This window comes from Chitinophagales bacterium (assembly GCA_020636535.1).
In the GTDB taxonomy this organism is placed as follows: Bacteria; Bacteroidota; Bacteroidia; order Chitinophagales; family JADIYW01; genus JADJSS01.
Map to the genome: position 1 here is coordinate 1,292,439 of JACJXT010000011.1, position 17,056 is coordinate 1,309,494.

Consider the following 17,056-nt stretch of genomic DNA (forward strand, 5'->3'; position numbering starts at 1 on the left):
ATATATATGGTGCGTATTTTTTCTTTTTATTTATGTGATAAGAATTTATCAAGGTAGATACATCACAGCACTATGTCAACCAGAAATAAAAGGCATTGGTTTGAGTTATACATTTTGGATAGCAAATTCATTTGGTATTTTAAAATTCATTATTAATCATAAAATATTATCATTACTTATAGATATAAGTATTCCGTTTTTAGCACTGTTTATATTAATCTATAGCAATAAGAAAATTTTTCCTATTATTTTATTTGTACTGTTTTTACTACAACATTTTTGTTTAGAAACTTATTCAGTTACACAAACTAAATCAACTGTTTTTATACTTTTAAGTTTATTTCCGCTAATAGTGAAAGAAAAAAACTTTCATCTAATGGTAGAGTTTGCTAAATACTTTTGTTGTTTTGTTTTGTGTATAGCTGCGTACTATAAAATTAAACACGGTGTCGCTTTTGACAGCAATCACTTTCAAAAAATATTGCAATTGCAACACATCGATTTAGCTTTATATCAAACATCAAGTATCAGATTATCGATAAGCAATTTCTTAGTAGAGTACAAAACAATTAGTTTTATATTGTTTTCACTATTAATTATTATTCAATATAGTTTTATAGTAGGATTTTTTACTAATAAATACAATAAACTATTATTTGTATTTTATTTACTATTTAATTTGTCTACTATAGTTTTAATGCGTATATACAATTTCGAAATGCTTATGTGTGCCACACTTTCTTTTTTATATCTACCACAAACAATTTTATCAAATAAATAACAAAATTTCATTTTTATAAGTTCTAGTATATCACTATATTTGGTGATATAAGAACTACACAAAAATAATGATATGCCAATTTTAGATTTTGAAAAATTTAAAGACAATTTCTCTATGTCTATTCATCGACCAAGAGTGTTTACACAACCTATTTTCATTGGATTACTTTTCTTCGGAATACTATTTGTATTCTATAAACTAAATCAATATATATCACCTTGGGAAAACTACAAACAAGCAGGTGGTAATGCAACCGATTTTTGTGAAATGAATCGTTTTGATCAACTTATTGTACAACCATCAAATACATGGTCTAATATTTTATTTATTATAGTTGCATTTATAATTATAAGCATTGCAAAAAACGATCACAAATATTTTGAACGCTCGTCCATCAATAATTTAGTAGCAAGATATCCTGGGTTTTCATTCTTATTAGGTTGCTCAACATTATATTTAGGTCTTGGTAGCTTTTTGTATCACGGAACACTAACGCATTTCTTTCAAAAAGTAGACCAAACAGGAATGTATTTTGTACTAATAAGTGCCATTGCGTATAATATGTTTAAAATCTTTCCAAAAATAAGATGGAAAAAAACACTACGAAGTTCTCATAAATTTATACTTGTCTGTGCTTTAGTATTAATGCTTGCATTTTATCTATATCTATGGAAAATGCCAATTAATATTGTATTTCCTATATTAGTATTATCTTATTTTGGTAGTAATTATTTTATATATAAAAAACTAAATCACTCAAAGCCAGTAACAGCATTTATCAAAGCATCTTTTTTTACATTACTACTCTCATTCTCACTATGGATATTAGACATCACTAGCGTTTTGTGTTCACCAACAAGCGTATTTCAAGGTCATGCACTTTGGCATATTTTAAATGCAATAGCCATATTTTTAATGTATTTATATGTACGCAGCGAAGAATATTTACCAGAAGAAGTTGCTACAGAGTAAACTTTGGCATAATTTTTAATATATTTGTAGTAGAAATTAACTTTTATGAAAAAGATTAGTATTTATTTGAGTACACTATTAATGGTGTTATTCTTTACCAACTGCGATTTAGCTAAAAAAATTGCTCAAGTTGATCAAAACTTAAAAAAAGCAACCAACCAATTACCAGCAAGAGCTTATCAAATAGATTATCCTAACAATCCAGATAGAATTAAGCCAACTAGTTATACTAATGCTCCTGCTTTAAAAGTAAACTATAATCCAAACGGCGTAAAATACAAAGATTTTGTCTTTCAAGATTTTAATATTACAACAGAGTACTATGCTAAAGATGTAATTACTCAGAAAGGTAAAAGCATGAACCTAATCATGGATATACTTACTCCTAAAGGAGATAATACAACCAATAGACCTTGTATTGTTTATCTTTTTGGTGGTGGATTCACCATGAAAGTAGATGATGGTATACAAGAAATGTGTAAAGGCATGGCACTAAAAGGTTATGTTGTCTGTGCTGTTGACTATAGAATTGGATTTAGTGGAGAATTGGATTTAATTCAATGTAAAACAACCAATACAGATGAATTTAATCTAGCTGTTTTAAGAGCAACACAAGATGCGAGAACTGCAATTAAATACATTAAGCAAAATGCAAGTCGTTTAGGTATTAATCCAAATTTAATTTTTGTTGGCGGACAAAGTGCTGGAGCTATTACAGCTTTAAATACTGCCTATTATGATGATTTTGAAGATAAAGATAATTTACTTAAAAATATAGGTGGTTCATTAAATGCAAATACAGGAGCAACAAATAAAACAGCAGCTAGTGTAAATACAGACATAGCAGGTGTTTTTACTTTAGCTGGATGCTTATTAAATCCTAATATAATTGATAATGCTAAAACACCATTGCTAATGATGTTTGGTAGTTGCGATGAATTACTACATGTTAATGTTGGAAAAGTGTACAAATGTGATAGTAAAGGAACTGGTGGATTAACGGGTTACGGACCTCAATATATATATAGTAAAATGGCAAGCAAAGTACCTACTTTTTGGATTAATATCAATAAAGGTGGTCATGGACCTGGTGGTTGGAACTATGATAATATGGTAGAGTGGACTTCTACTTTTACTTATGCTGTTATGAACAATCAATTTAAATCAGGTACAGCTACTGTTAACGCAGTAACTCCTGTTTGTAAATAAGTATAAAAAGATTTGCTTACATTTATAGTAAATGAAGCGAATTTGTTTACTATATTTCATATTGATATTTTGTCTAACAAAAAATACTTTTTCTCATAATTATAGTATTACTACCAAGAACAATAGGTCAATATACATTCCTTTTGAATTACATAATGGAATTATTGTAGTAAAACCTATAATTAATAATAAAACTTATAATTTTATATTTGATTCAGGAAGTAAGAATACTATTTTTGTTAAACCAAAATTAATAGACTCTACCGATTTAGTTTTTAAATCTAATTTATATATTTCTGGGCTAGGTGCTTATGATAGTATTCAAATGGTAAAAATTCATCAATGTAATTTGCAGCTAAATGGCTTGCAAAATGATAGCTTATCAGTATTGTCACTCACTGAAGATGTACTACAATTAGATGATTTTTTTGGTGTAGATATCGATGGTGTTTTTGGTGCAGAAATTTTTGCTAATTTTTATATGCACATCAACTATAAAAAAAAGTTGATAGAACTTCGCAATAAAAACTTTTCAGTGAATGAAAGCTATTACAAACAAAGTGTAGATATTAAAAATGATAAAGCTTATGTAGAAACTGTAATTATCAACGAAAACGGACAACCTTTTATTGTAAGATTATTATTAGATAGCGGAGCTAATATTCCTATTTTATTAAAAAATATATTTCCTAAAGATATTGGTATTAACTATAGTATTGATGCAGAGATTGGCGAAGGACTTTCTGGAGATATTTATGCTCAAATTGCTCGCTTGTCCTTATTACAGTTTGGCAACATACAATTTCATGATGTGGTGATTGGTTTTTATGAACACAATGCAACATACAATCCAAATATTATACATGGAAATATTGGCAATGATGTTTTATCTAGGTTAGATATTTACTACGCATATCCAGATAGTTGCATCTATTATAAAACGCATAAAGACACTTATAAACCATTTGATTTTTTCATAAATAATATATTTATAAATGAAAAAGACAACCGTTATTTTGTAAAAAGTATAGCCGAAGATTCTGCTCCATTTTTAGCAGGATTACAAAAAAATGATGAGATACTTAAAGTAAATAATATTCGTGTTGAAAATTTAAACAATATAGATGTATCTTCATTGCTCAACAGAAGTGTAGGAAAAAAAATAAAAGTAAAATACAAAAGAAACAATATTATTAATCAATGTAAATACATCATTAAACCTATAATATAAAATAATGCAAGCAATATATTTAGTAAAAAACGGAACACCAGAAAAAGCATTTGAGTTCAGAACTATAGAAAAGAAAGCACCAGCTAACGACGAAGTTGCTATTAGTGTAAAAGCATCTGGTATTAATTTTGCAGATGTAAGTGCAAGATTAGGTAACTATCAAGACTGTCCACCTTTGCCAACAATAATTGGTTACGAAGTAGTTGGTGTTGTAGATGCTGTAGGAAAAGATTGTACTCAGTTTAAAGTCGGCGATCATGTTTTGGCTTTCACAAGGTTTGGTGGTTATAGTCAGTATGTCTATCAAAAAGAAGAAGCTGTAGCAAAAATTTCTAGTACCATGGATATTGGAAAAGCACTTGCCTTAGCAACACAATATTCTACAGCTTATTTTTCTGCTTGTGTGGCTACTAATATTTTACCAAACGACAATGTTTTAATTCATGCAGGTGCTGGTGGCGTTGGTACTGCTTTAATTCAATTAGCAAAACTAAAACAAGCAAAGGTATTTGCTACTGCAGGAAGTGCTGCAAAATTGCAATATATGAAAGAACAAGGTGCAGATGTGGTTGTTAATTATAGAGAAGAAGATTTTAGCAAAGTCATTACAGAAAAAATGGACTTAGCTTTTGATAGTATAGGTGCTGAAAATTTTAGAAAGTCGTTCAAAATGCTCAATGCTGGTGGAAGACTAGTTGGCTATGGTGCAGCAGCTTTTACTGATGCAAAAAATGTAATTACCAAAGGAAAAATGGCATTAGAATTTGGTATTTATCATCCTGCCGAATTATTAATGGCTTGTAAATCTATTATTGGCGTGAATATGTTACGCATTGCCGACAATAAACCAACTACACTACAATATTGTATGCAGTCTGTTATTCAGTTGTTAGAAGAAGGAAAAATAAATCCACAAGTAGGAAAACTCTATGATGCAAAAGATATTTATCAAGCACATAGCGACATGGAAAACAGAAAAACTACAGGAAAAATTGGCATTGTTTGGTAATTTCTTTTATGATGGATACGAAATGACTTTTAGTAAAATTAGAGAGAATCGTCATTGCAAATTTTTTGAGGAACGAAAAAAATGTGGCAATCTCAGTATAAATAATTTTATTAACGCACCTAACAGGTGTTTTCACCTGTTAGCAATTAGAATATTTTAAATGAATAATAAATTTAAATATACTGAACTAATACAATCATATGCTACAGAACTTGGCTTTGATAGCGTAGGATTTGCTAAAGCAGATTTCTTAGAAACAGAAGCTCAACACTTAGAAACTTGGCTCAACAATAATTATCATGGAAAAATGTATTACATGGCTAATCACTTTGATAAACGATTAGATCCAAGATTATTACTAGACGATTGCAAAACAGTTGTAGTATTAACTTATAATTATTATCCAAATAAAATTCAAAATGAAAATACTTATCAAATAGCAAAATATGCTTATGGTGATGACTATCATAAAATAGTAAAAGATAAATTATATCTTATTTACGAAAGAATACAAGAGCAAATAGGAGCAGTAAATGCTAGAGTATTTGTAGACTCTGCACCAATTTTAGAAAGAGTTTGGGCAAATAAAAGTGGTTTAGGTTGGCAAGGCAAACACACTTTATTGATCAATAAAAAACGAGGTTCATTCTTTTTTATAGCTATTATGTTATTGGATATTGAGTTAAACTATAATGAAACTATTGCTACAAACCATTGTGGTACTTGTACAAAATGTATTGATGCTTGTCCAACAGAAGCTATTTTACCAAATAATATTTTAGATGCTAGTAAATGCATTTCCTATCTGACTATAGAATTAAAAGATGAAATAATACCTGTTGAATTTAAAAATAAAATGAATAATTATATTTTTGGTTGCGACATATGTCAAGATGTTTGTCCTTGGAACCGTTTTTCAAAATCACACCAAGAAATAGCATTTGAACCATTCGAAACTTGGCTTAACTTTACTAAAAATGACTGGAAAACACTTACTGAAGATGCTTTTAAACAGCTATTCAAACATTCACCAATTAAAAGAAGTAAGTATTTAGGTTTAAAACGAAACATTGATTTTCTTAAGTAATACTTATTCAATTCAAAATAAAAAAAAGTGAGCTTTTTAAGACTCACTTCCAGTTAATTAGTTAGTTGGTATAAAAACGAGTTATGCGTAAACCTTAGATTTTCTAAAATGTTTTACTAACAAATAATAAAAAGCAGGTCTTTTTTTCATTCTTTCAGATTTCATTTGCTCGCAAACTGCTGTTAAACCTTCTTCAGTTTTTGCAGTATCTGCAAGTTCTAATTTTTTAATTAAAAAGTTTTTCTTGATTCTTTCTAATTCAGTTGCTTGACCACAAGCTACCAATGCAGCATCTTGTTTGTACAAAGATGGACCTAATCCTTTTGCGATTTTTTCTAGCAGTGCTCTATCAACTTTAACACCTAATTTCTCAAGTTGTTTTTGACTAGCATCAACTGCTTCGATAAATTTACTCATAATAATTTCTTTAAAGTTTTAATTCTATATGTCTAAATTAGAAATAAATTACTAGATACACAAAAATAAATTGAATACTTATCTACAATGTGTTGATTATGTTTATAGTTTGCTTGTTGAATTCAAAAATATCTCCTATTTTTCTATTATATAATAATAATCCTAATGGAGATTTGCTCGAAATTATAAAATACTGCTCATCATTAAATTTTAATTTTCCAATACCAATACTAATATAAAATTTTCCAATATTAGTATGAATTAAACTTCCATCAATTACAATAGTATTGCTTTTATTATAGTCAATTCGATTTAATATATTTAACTGTTCTATTTTTTGTTGTAGTTGATTTTGTAGTTGTGCTTCTTCTATTTGTAGCAAAGCAGTTTCTGTTTCGTATTTATCACCAACAGAACTTTTAGTACTATTCGATTTACTTTCTTTAATACTATTAATATTAGTTTCTAGTAAGTGAATATCTGTAGTAATTTTTTCTACTAAAAATTGGTGCAGTAAAATCTTTTCGTTAAGCATTAATAATATTTTACTTTATCTTTCCAATCAGTATTTCTTATACCATTAATTTTATCTCCATTATAAATGCCAATATAAATAACACCAAGTATTTGATCTACATCATTTAAATCAAATATATTTTTCATTTCATCATGATAAGTCATACCACCAGTACTCCAAAATGTAGCAACACTATTATCTTCTGCAACCAACAACATATTTTGTATAGCACTACTTGTAGCAGCAATTTCTTCTAATTCAGGAATATTACTTTTATCACCTCGTTTATTGTAAGCAACAATTACATGTGAACACTTATCTGCTCGATGCAATAACTTATCATATTTCTTTTGCAAAAACTGATGTTCTGGTGTTAAGCGTTGGTATAAATCAGCGTGCATTTTACCAAATGTTTTCACTTTTTCAGGTGTAAAAATAATGAATCGCCATGGTTCAGTCAATCCATGTGTAGGTGCCCAATTAGTTGCAATTAACATTTGTTCTATAATAGATGATGCAACTACTTCACCAGAAAACAAATCTGGATCTATGGTTCTTCGGTTTTCAATGATTTGTAATATACTGCTCATAGTGCAAAGGTAGTTATATCCTGAATTTATTTCAGGATCTTTTATTTAGAGAATAACTTAAGAAAAATTACGATTAGTACAATAAAGTCAATTATTTATCTTTATACTTTTAGTGCAACTAAAGCCATACATATTAGTACTATTCTTTTTGAATCTTTTTTGGTGTTCAAAAGCTGCAGATTCTTTGTCTATTGAGCATTTAAATAACCTTAGAACTAGAACTATTTTTGTTGAAAATGATACTACAATTTCATTAGATTCATTATTAATCACTCCAAATACGCTTACTGTTTTTGTAGATAAAGTAAAACTATCACCAAGTGATTATGACTTTAATGCTACACTAAACACACTACGACTTAATAATATTAGTAATAAAAATGTATTAATATCATATAGAATAATTCCTGTTAAAATTAATGATCAATATTATCATAAAGATAAAAATATGATAATAGCTAAAGATTCTTTGTTCTTAAATCCATTTTATTATCAACCAAAACAAGTAGAACAAATTTCATTTTTAGATTTTGGTGGATTGCAATACAGTGGAAATTTTGCAAGAGGCGTACAGTTTGGTAGCAATCAAGATTTGTCATTAAACTCAAATTTAGATTTGCGATTGTCTGGTACTATTGCCAACGATATAGAAATTCTAGCAGCATTGTCCGATCAAAATATTCCATTGCAACCAGATGGAACTACACAACAAATTCAAGATTTTGATAAAATTTTTATTCAGATTACAAAACAACCACATCAAATTATTGCAGGCGATTTTAGTATCAATGCGTTTAATAATTATTTTTTAAAATTTAATAAACAACTACAAGGTGCTAGTTATAATGCACACTTTAATTTTAAAAATCAGATGAGTTTAAAAACGGCAACTGCTTTTGCTATTGCAAGAGGAAAGTTTGCACGAAACATATTTCTTGGTCAAGAAGGCAATCAAGGACCATATCGTTTAGTAGGCAATAACAACGAAGCTTTTATTGTGATTTTGGCTGGTTCTGAAAAAGTTTTTGTTGATGGCAATGAATTGACAAGAGGAGAGACGAACGATTATATTATGGATTATAATAGTGGTGAACTTACATTTATGCCACGATTTTTAATCACTAAAGATTCTAGAATTGTAGTAGAGTTTCAATACACCGACCAAAATTATTTTCGTTCTACTATTACCAATAGCGTAGAATTTAATATTAAAAATATTCAAGTATATACACAGTTGTATGCAGAGCAAGACGCAAAAAACAGACCTATTTTAAATGATTTAAACGATAGTGCTAAAATATATTTGTCTACTATTGGCAATAATATCAACGATGCTTATATCAATAGTATTAGAGAAGTTAGCTATGATCCAACTAGAGTGCAGTACAAAAAAATAGATACTACTGTAAATGGTATATTCTACGATTCTGTTTTTGTTTATGATACTAATCCAGATAGTGCTATTTATTTTTTAAACTTTTCATTTGTAGGCACGAACAAAGGAAATTATGTAGCTGTACAAAATGCCAATAATATTAGAGTGTATAAATGGGTTGCTCCGATTAACAATATTCCACAAGGAAATTACAATCCTGTTATTTTGTTAATTACACCAAAAGCACAGCAAGTGTTTACTGTTGGCACAAGATACAAGCATAAAAATATGCAAGTACAAGCAGAAGTTGCAGTGTCTAATAACGATGTGAATTTGTTTTCAGATATTGGTAAAAAACAAAATAAAGGATATGGTTTATTTTTAAATGTGAATAGAAATGATACTTTAAAAGAAAATAATAACTTACAAACTAAAGTCAGCTATGAATACAAGCAACACAATTTTGCTTCGGTACAACCTTATAGAAGTGTAGAGTTTGGTAGAGATTGGAATACGAATTTGAACAACAACAATACCATTAATTTAGACGAACATATTGCTCATTTTGAAGAACTATATCAGTTTTTACCACATCAATTGCAAACAGGAATTAAATTTTCTACTTATGTAAGACCTAATAATTATACTGGATTTGAATATAATATTCCATTATCTTACAATCATTATAATTTGCAAATAACAAGTAATGTTAGGCATCTTACATTTAATGATACTCTAAATAAAGGTTACTTTTTTAGACCAAATATGGACATTAAATATGCTATTGAAAAGGCAAAAGGTTTAACTGTTGGGTTTAATTATTTACAAGAAAATAGTTTATTGAAAAATAAATCAACAGATACGATTATTAATAATTCTTTTAGGTTTAATATTATTGGTGCTTCACTACAATTGCCAGATTCTAATAAATGGAGTTTTATTATAAATTATAAATATAGAAATGATTTTAATGGATATGACAATATAATGAAAGCTCAATCAGTAGCTCATTTATTGTCGATTAATGGTCAAGCCAATCAACTGAAAAATCAAAATTTAGCATGGAATTTTACTTATAGAGATTTACAAGTCAAAGATTCTGTATTAGCCAAAACACCATCAGAAAATACTTATTTAGGACGAATTGAATATGGCAACAGATTTTTTAAAGGAACTATTCGTTCTAATTTTATCTACGAATTAGGTGGTGGACAAGAACGCGTAAAACAGTTTACTTATATTGAAGTGCAAGCTGGTCAAGGTTTTTTTACTTGGATTGATGAAAACGGAAATGGCATTAAAGAACTCAACGAGTTTGTACCATCAGAGTTTCAAGATAGTGCTAACTATGTAAAATTGTACACCGATTTAAATCAATACATTAGAACTTACACTACGAGTTATACACAAGCAATCAGCTTCATACCAAAAGCAGTGTGGTTCAACCAAAAAGGAATTAAAAATGTTCTTTCAAAATTTCAAGTACAGTCGTATTTGCAAATCAATAGAAAATCATTAAAAATTAAAGGCGTACAACCATTCAATCCATTTATTTTTAAAGCCAATGATTCTACAGTTGTTGGATTAAATTATAATATAAGAAATGGTTTAATTTATAATTCTGGCAATCCAATTTATTCTATTTCGTACCAACATCAATTACTACAAGACAAAGTTTTATTGCTTAATGGTTTTGATACTAGAAAACGAAATGAACATTCTTTTGAATCATACTATAATATAAAACAATCATATACTATTAATTTAAACTACTTATTTGGTAAGCAATCTTATTTTTCAGAATTTTTTCCAGCCAATAATTTCGATTTACGCACACAAAACATAGCACCAAAATTTTCTTATAACTACAAAACAATGATTAGAACGAGCTTAGGATATAAACTTATCAATAAGAAAAACAAAGCTAATTTAGGTAATGAAAAAATGTTAGCGAATAAACTTACTACCGAATTTAGATATACCAAAGCAGGAAAAAATACACTCAATACTTCATTTTCTTTTGTATTAGTTAATTATAATGGTGAAAATGGTACTACAAAAAGTTATACTATTTTAGAAGGTTTGCAAAATGGCAAAAACTACTTGTGGAATTTTGAGTTTATAAGAATGCTAGGCAGTAACTTAGAACTGAGTTTAGCATACGAAGGCAGAAAAACAGGAACAGCAAAAGTAGTGAACACAGGCAGAGCACAACTACGAGCAATTTTTTAGTAGAGAAATCTTACGCTTCATTTGCAATATTTAGTACTTTAGAAATTAAATTTTTATCAAACCAATTTCCTTTATTTTCTAGTTCTAAAATTAATGATTTTACAGAGCTTATTAAACCTAAAGATTTTGCTTTTAAAAGAATACCTAGTGTTCCAGTTAAATTAAGTTCCATTAGTTTTGCATATCTTCTTCCAATAATTTCATCAATAATAACTAAGTCAGCATTAATTTCTTTCGATAAAATTAAAACTTCAGCTTCACCTTTGTCAAGATCAATAAAATAGTTCAATGAGTTTTTATCTTTTATTTTTTTGATATTAATCCATTCGATTTTTGATAAGTCTTTGTAGTAAATTTTCTCTTTACCAAACTCAATTTCTTCATAAACAGCATATGGAATAGTTAAAGATTGATATAAGTGTTTCAATAACTCAAGTTTATCTATTTTTAGTAGAGATAGTATTGGCGTGGTATTAGATACTACAATTTTAGGCATTGTTAAAATCAGAAATTAGTTCATCTTCGAGACCTTTATGATATTGAGATACATTATATTTTGCTAATAATTCTATAAATTCAATTCTACTTATATTTAATAAGTCAGAAGCAGTACCTGAAGAGATTTTACCTAATTCATAAAGTTTAATCAACGACATAGTTTTCATCTCATTCTGAAATTCTTTATTGTTCATCTTTAAAGAAAATGCCAAAGACTCAGGATAATTTATTGAAATTGTATCTACCATTATAAAACATTTGTAACAAATTTAATTAAATATATTGATAATGTAAAGCATATTTCTTCACCTATAATCTTCCAACATTAAATTACAACCACGAGTTGGTGCATCTTGTAATCGTCCATAAATAGTAAACGATTCGTCTTCAAAAACTGCACCAATATCATCAACAGCAATAAAACTACAACTGTGTATATTGGCTAAATCTATTACATTAAAAGCACCTTTTCCTTTGCTATAAACTTCAAATGGGTCAGTAATATTGCGTAGTAAAATTTTTAAAGTAGCACTTGTTTTAAAAATACCTTTTTCAAAACTATACGCTTGCGACAGCATTTCTGTCATACCATATTCAGAATAAATACGAGTAACATGAAATGCATTTTTTAAAATATGGTGTAGTGCTTCTTTTGTCATTTCTGGTCGCTTGCCTTTCATACCACCAGTTTCCATAATCGTACAAAAAGATAAATCTTGCGGAAACTGTTCTGCAAAATCCAATAAAGCAAAACTTACACCAAGCAACAATACTTTTTTGTTTGCTTTTTTTGCAGTTTGCAAAGCCGTATTTAAATCATCGTAATTGTATAAATAAAATCCAGAAATATTGTTTTTTGTTTGATTGATAAAATAATCAACCATAAATACCAAAGAACTATTTTCTCTTTCTAGATACGATGGAAGCAATGCCAAAACAATCCAATCATCTAATTTACCAAATTGCGTTTCAAATAATTGTTGACTAATTTGTTGATACCAATTTGTGTCTGCTACAAAATGTCGACTGTTATTTTGTTGTGTAGTACCACTGCTTTCAAATATAGTTGATACTTGTTGTGTAGTATCTATAATTTGTCGACTTTTAAAAAAAGTAATAGGCAGAAATGGAATTTGCTCAATCGTTTTAATCGAATAAATATTAATATTTAACAAATTTACAAACTGTTGATACACCAAATTATGTTGATACTGATAGTTAAAAAGTGATAATGCAACAGCATCAAACGAATTTCTGTCTATATTAATGATTTTTTGTTTTAAATTTGTACTATCAATCACATGACAAAGATACGCAACATAAAAATTTTAAGCATAGTATTGTTGATAGCAATATTGGCAACAGCATGCTTTAAACAACCAGTGTATGATGATGTTCCAGAAATTGCATTCAAAGCTTTCGATTACACAGGCAGTGAATATATTGTAGATGATAGTGGTTTCTTGTTGTTGACTTTTACAGATGGAGATGGAGATATCGGAAAAGATACTAATGATGATCCTACTTTAAATTTATTTATAGAAACGGTTTATTCATTTACTAATCCTTTGACAGAAGCATTTGTTTTGCCAAATGTTCCATATAATGGTACTACAGATGATATTTCTGGAGAGATAAAAATTAGACTTAATTCTATTTATGATGAATCTGAGTATGATTTAAGAGATCAGCTTGCACCAGGATTAATAAGAGATACCGTTACAATGAATATTAGAATTAAAGATAGAGCGGGTAATTATAGCAATACCATTACCACACCAAAATTGCCAAGATACTTTCCTTAAGCTATTAACATAGAGGTAATATATTCATAAAATGCTAAAACTTGACTTAACATTGAAAACTAATAAATTTGTTTTCAATGGAAACCTTAGATGTCATAGTTGTTGGTGGTGGTTATGCTGGACTAAGCTGTGCTTATTATTTACAGCAACAAGGTTATAATGTAAAGCTATTTGAAGCTTCGCCATTTATTGGTGGAAGGGCTAAAAGCGAAAAAATAAATGGTTTTATTTTAGATAGAGGAACACATTATTACCATCATTCTACTACAGAGCTTAAAAAGATTATTAATCTAAAAGACTTACAACTTAAAAACTTATATCCAGGATATTTATTGCGATATGAAGATAGTTTTTATGTGTATACGAATCCATTGTATAAAACAATAGATACTTTTTCAACAGCAATTGCTAAAAATGCTAACTTAAAAGATAAATTACGCATGTTTAGCTTATTTGTAAAACTAAAAGCAACACCGTATAATGTTTTAGTAAAAGAAAAAGATACTTCTACTTATGAGTTTTTAAAGAAAAGTGGATTTTCGCAACAAACCATAAATACACTTTTCCGACCAATGATGGCTGCAAATATCTTTGATTGGAATTTACAATCGTCGTCTAAAATTGCAAAGCTATATTTAAAATCTTTGTTTGCCGACCAAATTGCCTTGCCTAAAGATGGTATTGGTAGCATAGCAGAAGCAATTAGTAAGCAATTAAATCCAGCATCAATTCGTATAAAATCAAAAATTAAGCAAGTAACCGAAGATGGTGTTATTTTTGAAAATGGCAATTTCCTTAAAGCAAAAGCCGTAGTTATAGCTACTAATACATTAAGTGCTAATAAATTATATCCTACAAAATCATTAACTGTAGAAAGTACACATGTAAGTACTATTTATTTTGAAAGCAATCAAGCACCAATTTCTAAACCAATTGTATTATTGAATGGAGAGGGAAAAGGTATCGTCAATCACATATTTATACCTACATTATTACACAGCAATTATGCACCAAGTGGCAAGCATCTTATAGCAGTAAACATTGTAAAGCCACACGATTTTGATGATGATGAATTGGTAACTAAAGTACAAGTTGAATTAGCCAATTGGTTTGGTTTACAAGTACAAGATTGGAATCATATTAAGACTTATCATATAAAATATGCAATGCCATTTCAACCTATACTAGATAAAGTAGAATTTGTAAAACCATTAGCATATAATGTATTTTTTGCAGGAGATGGAATTGCAGTTGGAACTATGGAATCTGCACTAAGAAGTGGAAGAGAAACAGCACAACACATACATCAAAATGTATTATCTAAACAAAAAAGCAGAAGAGAAGAAGCTGTTTATTAGTAAACAAAAAATTAAATAGGAACAGAACTATTCTTTTTTCTTTCTCGCTCACCAAAAATAGTACTTCCAATACGAATCATATTGCTACCACAAGCAACAGCAATTTCGTAGTCACCACTCATTCCCATAGAAATAATTTTAAAATCATCATTAGTAAAATAATTAGCTTTCAATTCATCAAAAATATATTTTAAATGATTGAACTCATTTTTTATTAAAACTTTACTTTGAGTATAAGTAGCCATTCCCATCACACCAATAATATTAATATTTTTAAGTGCATCAAAAGCATTAATTTCTAAAAGAGCCATTAATTCTTCTTCACTAAAGCCAATTTTATTTGTTTCTGCTGCTATATGAACTTCCAATAAAACATCAATTACTCTGTTGTTTTTTTCAGCTTGTTTATTAATTTCTAATGCCAATTTTAAGCTATCTACAGAATGGATTAAATGCACAAATGGAGCAATATATTTTACTTTATTGCTTTGTAAATTGCCAATCATATGCCATTGAATATCTTTAGGCAATGCTTCATATTTGCTAACCAACTCTTGTACCTTATTTTCGCCAAAAGCTTTTTGTCCATGATTATACGCTGTTAGAATATCGCCAACCGATTTTGTTTTACTAACTGCAACCAAATCAACATTATTTTCAGTACAATATTTGGTTAATTCTGTTAATGCTTTTATGTTTGTCATAATGCTTCAATCTATAAAAAAATTAGTAATTATGCTAATGGCAATTCTACTATTGCCAAGCGTTATTGCATGTAAAAATAAAAAAGTTTCAGAAGAAAACATGGTTAAAGTTATGTTAGATGGTTTTTTAAGCTATGCCTATCTTCAACAATACAATACAGAACCACAACTAATTAAGCATAAATCGTTTATGAGAGATAGTATTTATCTAGATATTTTAAAACACTATGATATAGATACTACCTCATTTTATTACACGCTAAACTACTATGAGCAAAATCCAAGCGAGTATCAAAAACTATTAAAAATAGTGCAAGATTCTATTCATCAGATAGATAGTGTTTTATTGGCTACTGGAAAAACGCAGATACAAGATACGATACAAAAAATTGTAGAACCAATTACAAATGATAGTATCTTACAACAAAAATCACAAGAATACTTAGAACAATTCAAAGAAAGTAGAAGAAAAATAAACCACTATGGACTAAAAGTCCATAGTTTTGTTACGGACTGAAAGTCCTATTTCGGACAGTACTTCTCTATTCAATTATAAAATTATCATTTGAGTTCGTATTTGGATTCCTATGATGTTCTAAATATTCATTTACCATTTCATCTGTTATATTACCTGTACTCCAGCAACCATAACCTATTGCCCAAAAATGACGACCCCAATATCTCTTCTTTAACTCTGGAAACTCTATCTGTATTTTTCGTGAACTGCGTCCTTTCAATAATTTTACCATGCTACTTATTGATTGTGATGGACGATATTCTATATGCATATGAATATGATCTTTGGATACTACTCCTTTCAATATTACAATATCTTCTGCTTCACATATTTGCATCAAAAGACTTCTACACCTTACTTTTATATCTCCTTCCAATACTGCATATCTATATTTTGTAGCCCAAACAATATGTACTGTAAGCCGTGATATGCTATGACCATTGACCCTTTGGTATTCCATACTACAAAAGTAAACATTTTTAGAAGCTAAAGCGAAATGCACTAAAGTGCATAGTTTTAACTATTTTTGAGACCAATAAAAAGACCTAAAAATTAATTATACTTTTTATAGTGAAAATAAATCAACATCGTCTTTGCGAATTTTTGAGGAACGAAAAAATGTGGCAATCTCAAATTAAAAAATATAAAGTGAGTTTCAAGATTTTTAGCTTTTTTAAGCAGTTCGAGCGTTAAGAATTCCTGTCTACCAACAGGTAGATATTGCAGTCTTGATTTTTTGCTACTTTTGTATCAA

General features: G+C 28.6%; 18 protein-coding genes. 10 read left to right on the top strand and 8 right to left on the bottom strand.

The window, feature by feature from the left end:
* Positions 1-34 precede the first annotated feature (34 nt).
* The 6 genes from H6553_05920 (at position 35) to queG (ending at position 6,289) form a co-directional block, all read left to right on the top strand.
* Positions 35-781, top strand: coding sequence for a hypothetical protein (locus tag H6553_05920; GenBank protein ID MCB9033354.1), 747 nt, complete (start codon positions 35-37; stop codon positions 779-781).
* 72 nt (positions 782-853) lie between these two features.
* On the top strand, positions 854-1,753 hold the full coding sequence (locus H6553_05925) for a ceramidase domain-containing protein (protein MCB9033355.1): 900 nt from the start codon (positions 854-856) through the stop codon (positions 1,751-1,753).
* Positions 1,754-1,798: 45 nt separating this feature from the next.
* Positions 1,799-2,962 carry an alpha/beta hydrolase gene (locus tag H6553_05930; protein MCB9033356.1) on the top strand — a complete coding sequence of 388 codons (1,164 nt, stop codon included), beginning with the start codon at positions 1,799-1,801 and terminating at the stop codon, positions 2,960-2,962.
* 31 nt (positions 2,963-2,993) lie between these two features.
* Positions 2,994-4,193 (top strand): aspartyl protease family protein, encoded by a 1,200-nt coding sequence (locus tag H6553_05935; protein ID MCB9033357.1) that lies wholly within the window; start codon positions 2,994-2,996, stop codon positions 4,191-4,193.
* A gap of 4 nt (positions 4,194-4,197) precedes the next feature.
* The gene (locus H6553_05940; GenBank protein ID MCB9033358.1) at positions 4,198-5,202 is read left to right on the top strand and encodes a zinc-binding dehydrogenase; all 1,005 of its coding nucleotides are present in this window, start codon (positions 4,198-4,200) and stop codon (positions 5,200-5,202) included.
* A gap of 160 nt (positions 5,203-5,362) precedes the next feature.
* Entirely contained in the window at positions 5,363-6,289 is a 927-nt protein-coding gene (gene queG / locus H6553_05945; GenBank protein MCB9033359.1) for a tRNA epoxyqueuosine(34) reductase QueG, read from the top strand.
* An 81-nt stretch (positions 6,290-6,370) separates the two neighbouring features.
* Here queG and H6553_05950 read toward each other — a convergent pair whose 3' ends face one another.
* The 3 genes from H6553_05950 to H6553_05960 all read right to left on the bottom strand — a co-directional run bounded on the left by H6553_05950 (position 6,371) and on the right by H6553_05960 (position 7,813).
* Positions 6,371-6,706 carry a DUF2853 family protein gene (locus tag H6553_05950; GenBank protein MCB9033360.1) on the bottom strand — a complete coding sequence of 112 codons (336 nt, stop codon included), beginning with the start codon at positions 6,704-6,706 and terminating at the stop codon, positions 6,371-6,373.
* Positions 6,707-6,788: 82 nt separating this feature from the next.
* The gene (locus H6553_05955; protein ID MCB9033361.1) at positions 6,789-7,241 is read right to left on the bottom strand and encodes a hypothetical protein; all 453 of its coding nucleotides are present in this window, start codon (positions 7,239-7,241) and stop codon (positions 6,789-6,791) included.
* Positions 7,241-7,813 carry a nitroreductase gene (locus H6553_05960; protein ID MCB9033362.1) on the bottom strand — a complete coding sequence of 191 codons (573 nt, stop codon included), beginning with the start codon at positions 7,811-7,813 and terminating at the stop codon, positions 7,241-7,243. The genes H6553_05955 and H6553_05960 overlap by 1 nt, the downstream gene beginning before the upstream one ends.
* A 148-nt stretch (positions 7,814-7,961) precedes the next feature.
* Between H6553_05960 and H6553_05965 the strand changes: the two genes are divergently transcribed.
* Complete coding sequence (locus H6553_05965; GenBank protein ID MCB9033363.1) at positions 7,962-11,420, top strand: hypothetical protein; 3,459 nt, start codon at positions 7,962-7,964, stop codon at positions 11,418-11,420.
* Positions 11,421-11,430: 10 nt separating this feature from the next.
* Here H6553_05965 and H6553_05970 read toward each other — a convergent pair whose 3' ends face one another.
* From H6553_05970 to H6553_05980, 3 genes are read right to left on the bottom strand one after another with little or no spacing between them, the layout of a single operon-like run.
* Positions 11,431-11,916: a DUF3368 domain-containing protein gene (locus H6553_05970; GenBank protein ID MCB9033364.1), complete on the bottom strand. Its 486-nt coding sequence runs from the start codon at positions 11,914-11,916 to the stop codon at positions 11,431-11,433.
* A complete protein-coding gene (locus H6553_05975) occupies positions 11,909-12,166 on the bottom strand; it encodes a UPF0175 family protein (GenBank protein ID MCB9033365.1) in 258 nt (85 codons plus the stop codon). Before H6553_05975 ends, H6553_05970 begins: the two co-directional genes overlap by 8 nt.
* A gap of 57 nt (positions 12,167-12,223) precedes the next feature.
* Positions 12,224-13,189, bottom strand: coding sequence for an acyl transferase (locus H6553_05980; protein ID MCB9033366.1), 966 nt, complete (start codon positions 13,187-13,189; stop codon positions 12,224-12,226).
* Between the two features lie 30 nt (positions 13,190-13,219).
* On the opposite strand from H6553_05980, the gene H6553_05985 reads away from it, so the two are divergent.
* Together H6553_05985 and H6553_05990 are read left to right on the top strand one after the other, a co-directional pair.
* Positions 13,220-13,723, top strand: coding sequence for a hypothetical protein (locus H6553_05985; GenBank protein MCB9033367.1), 504 nt, complete (start codon positions 13,220-13,222; stop codon positions 13,721-13,723).
* Positions 13,724-13,800: 77 nt separating this feature from the next.
* Positions 13,801-15,081 (top strand): FAD-dependent oxidoreductase, encoded by a 1,281-nt coding sequence (locus H6553_05990; protein ID MCB9033368.1) that lies wholly within the window; start codon positions 13,801-13,803, stop codon positions 15,079-15,081.
* An 11-nt stretch (positions 15,082-15,092) separates the two neighbouring features.
* Here H6553_05990 and H6553_05995 read toward each other — a convergent pair whose 3' ends face one another.
* A complete protein-coding gene (locus H6553_05995; protein MCB9033369.1) occupies positions 15,093-15,785 on the bottom strand; it encodes a YggS family pyridoxal phosphate-dependent enzyme in 693 nt (230 codons plus the stop codon).
* A 37-nt stretch (positions 15,786-15,822) separates the two neighbouring features.
* On the opposite strand from H6553_05995, the gene H6553_06000 reads away from it, so the two are divergent.
* Positions 15,823-16,302, top strand: a complete 480-nt coding sequence (locus H6553_06000; protein ID MCB9033370.1) for a DUF4296 domain-containing protein — start codon at positions 15,823-15,825, stop codon at positions 16,300-16,302.
* 25 nt (positions 16,303-16,327) lie between these two features.
* Here H6553_06000 and tnpA read toward each other — a convergent pair whose 3' ends face one another.
* Positions 16,328-16,762 carry an IS200/IS605 family transposase gene (gene tnpA / locus H6553_06005; GenBank protein ID MCB9033371.1) on the bottom strand — a complete coding sequence of 145 codons (435 nt, stop codon included), beginning with the start codon at positions 16,760-16,762 and terminating at the stop codon, positions 16,328-16,330.
* Positions 16,763-17,056: the final 294 nt, after the last annotated feature.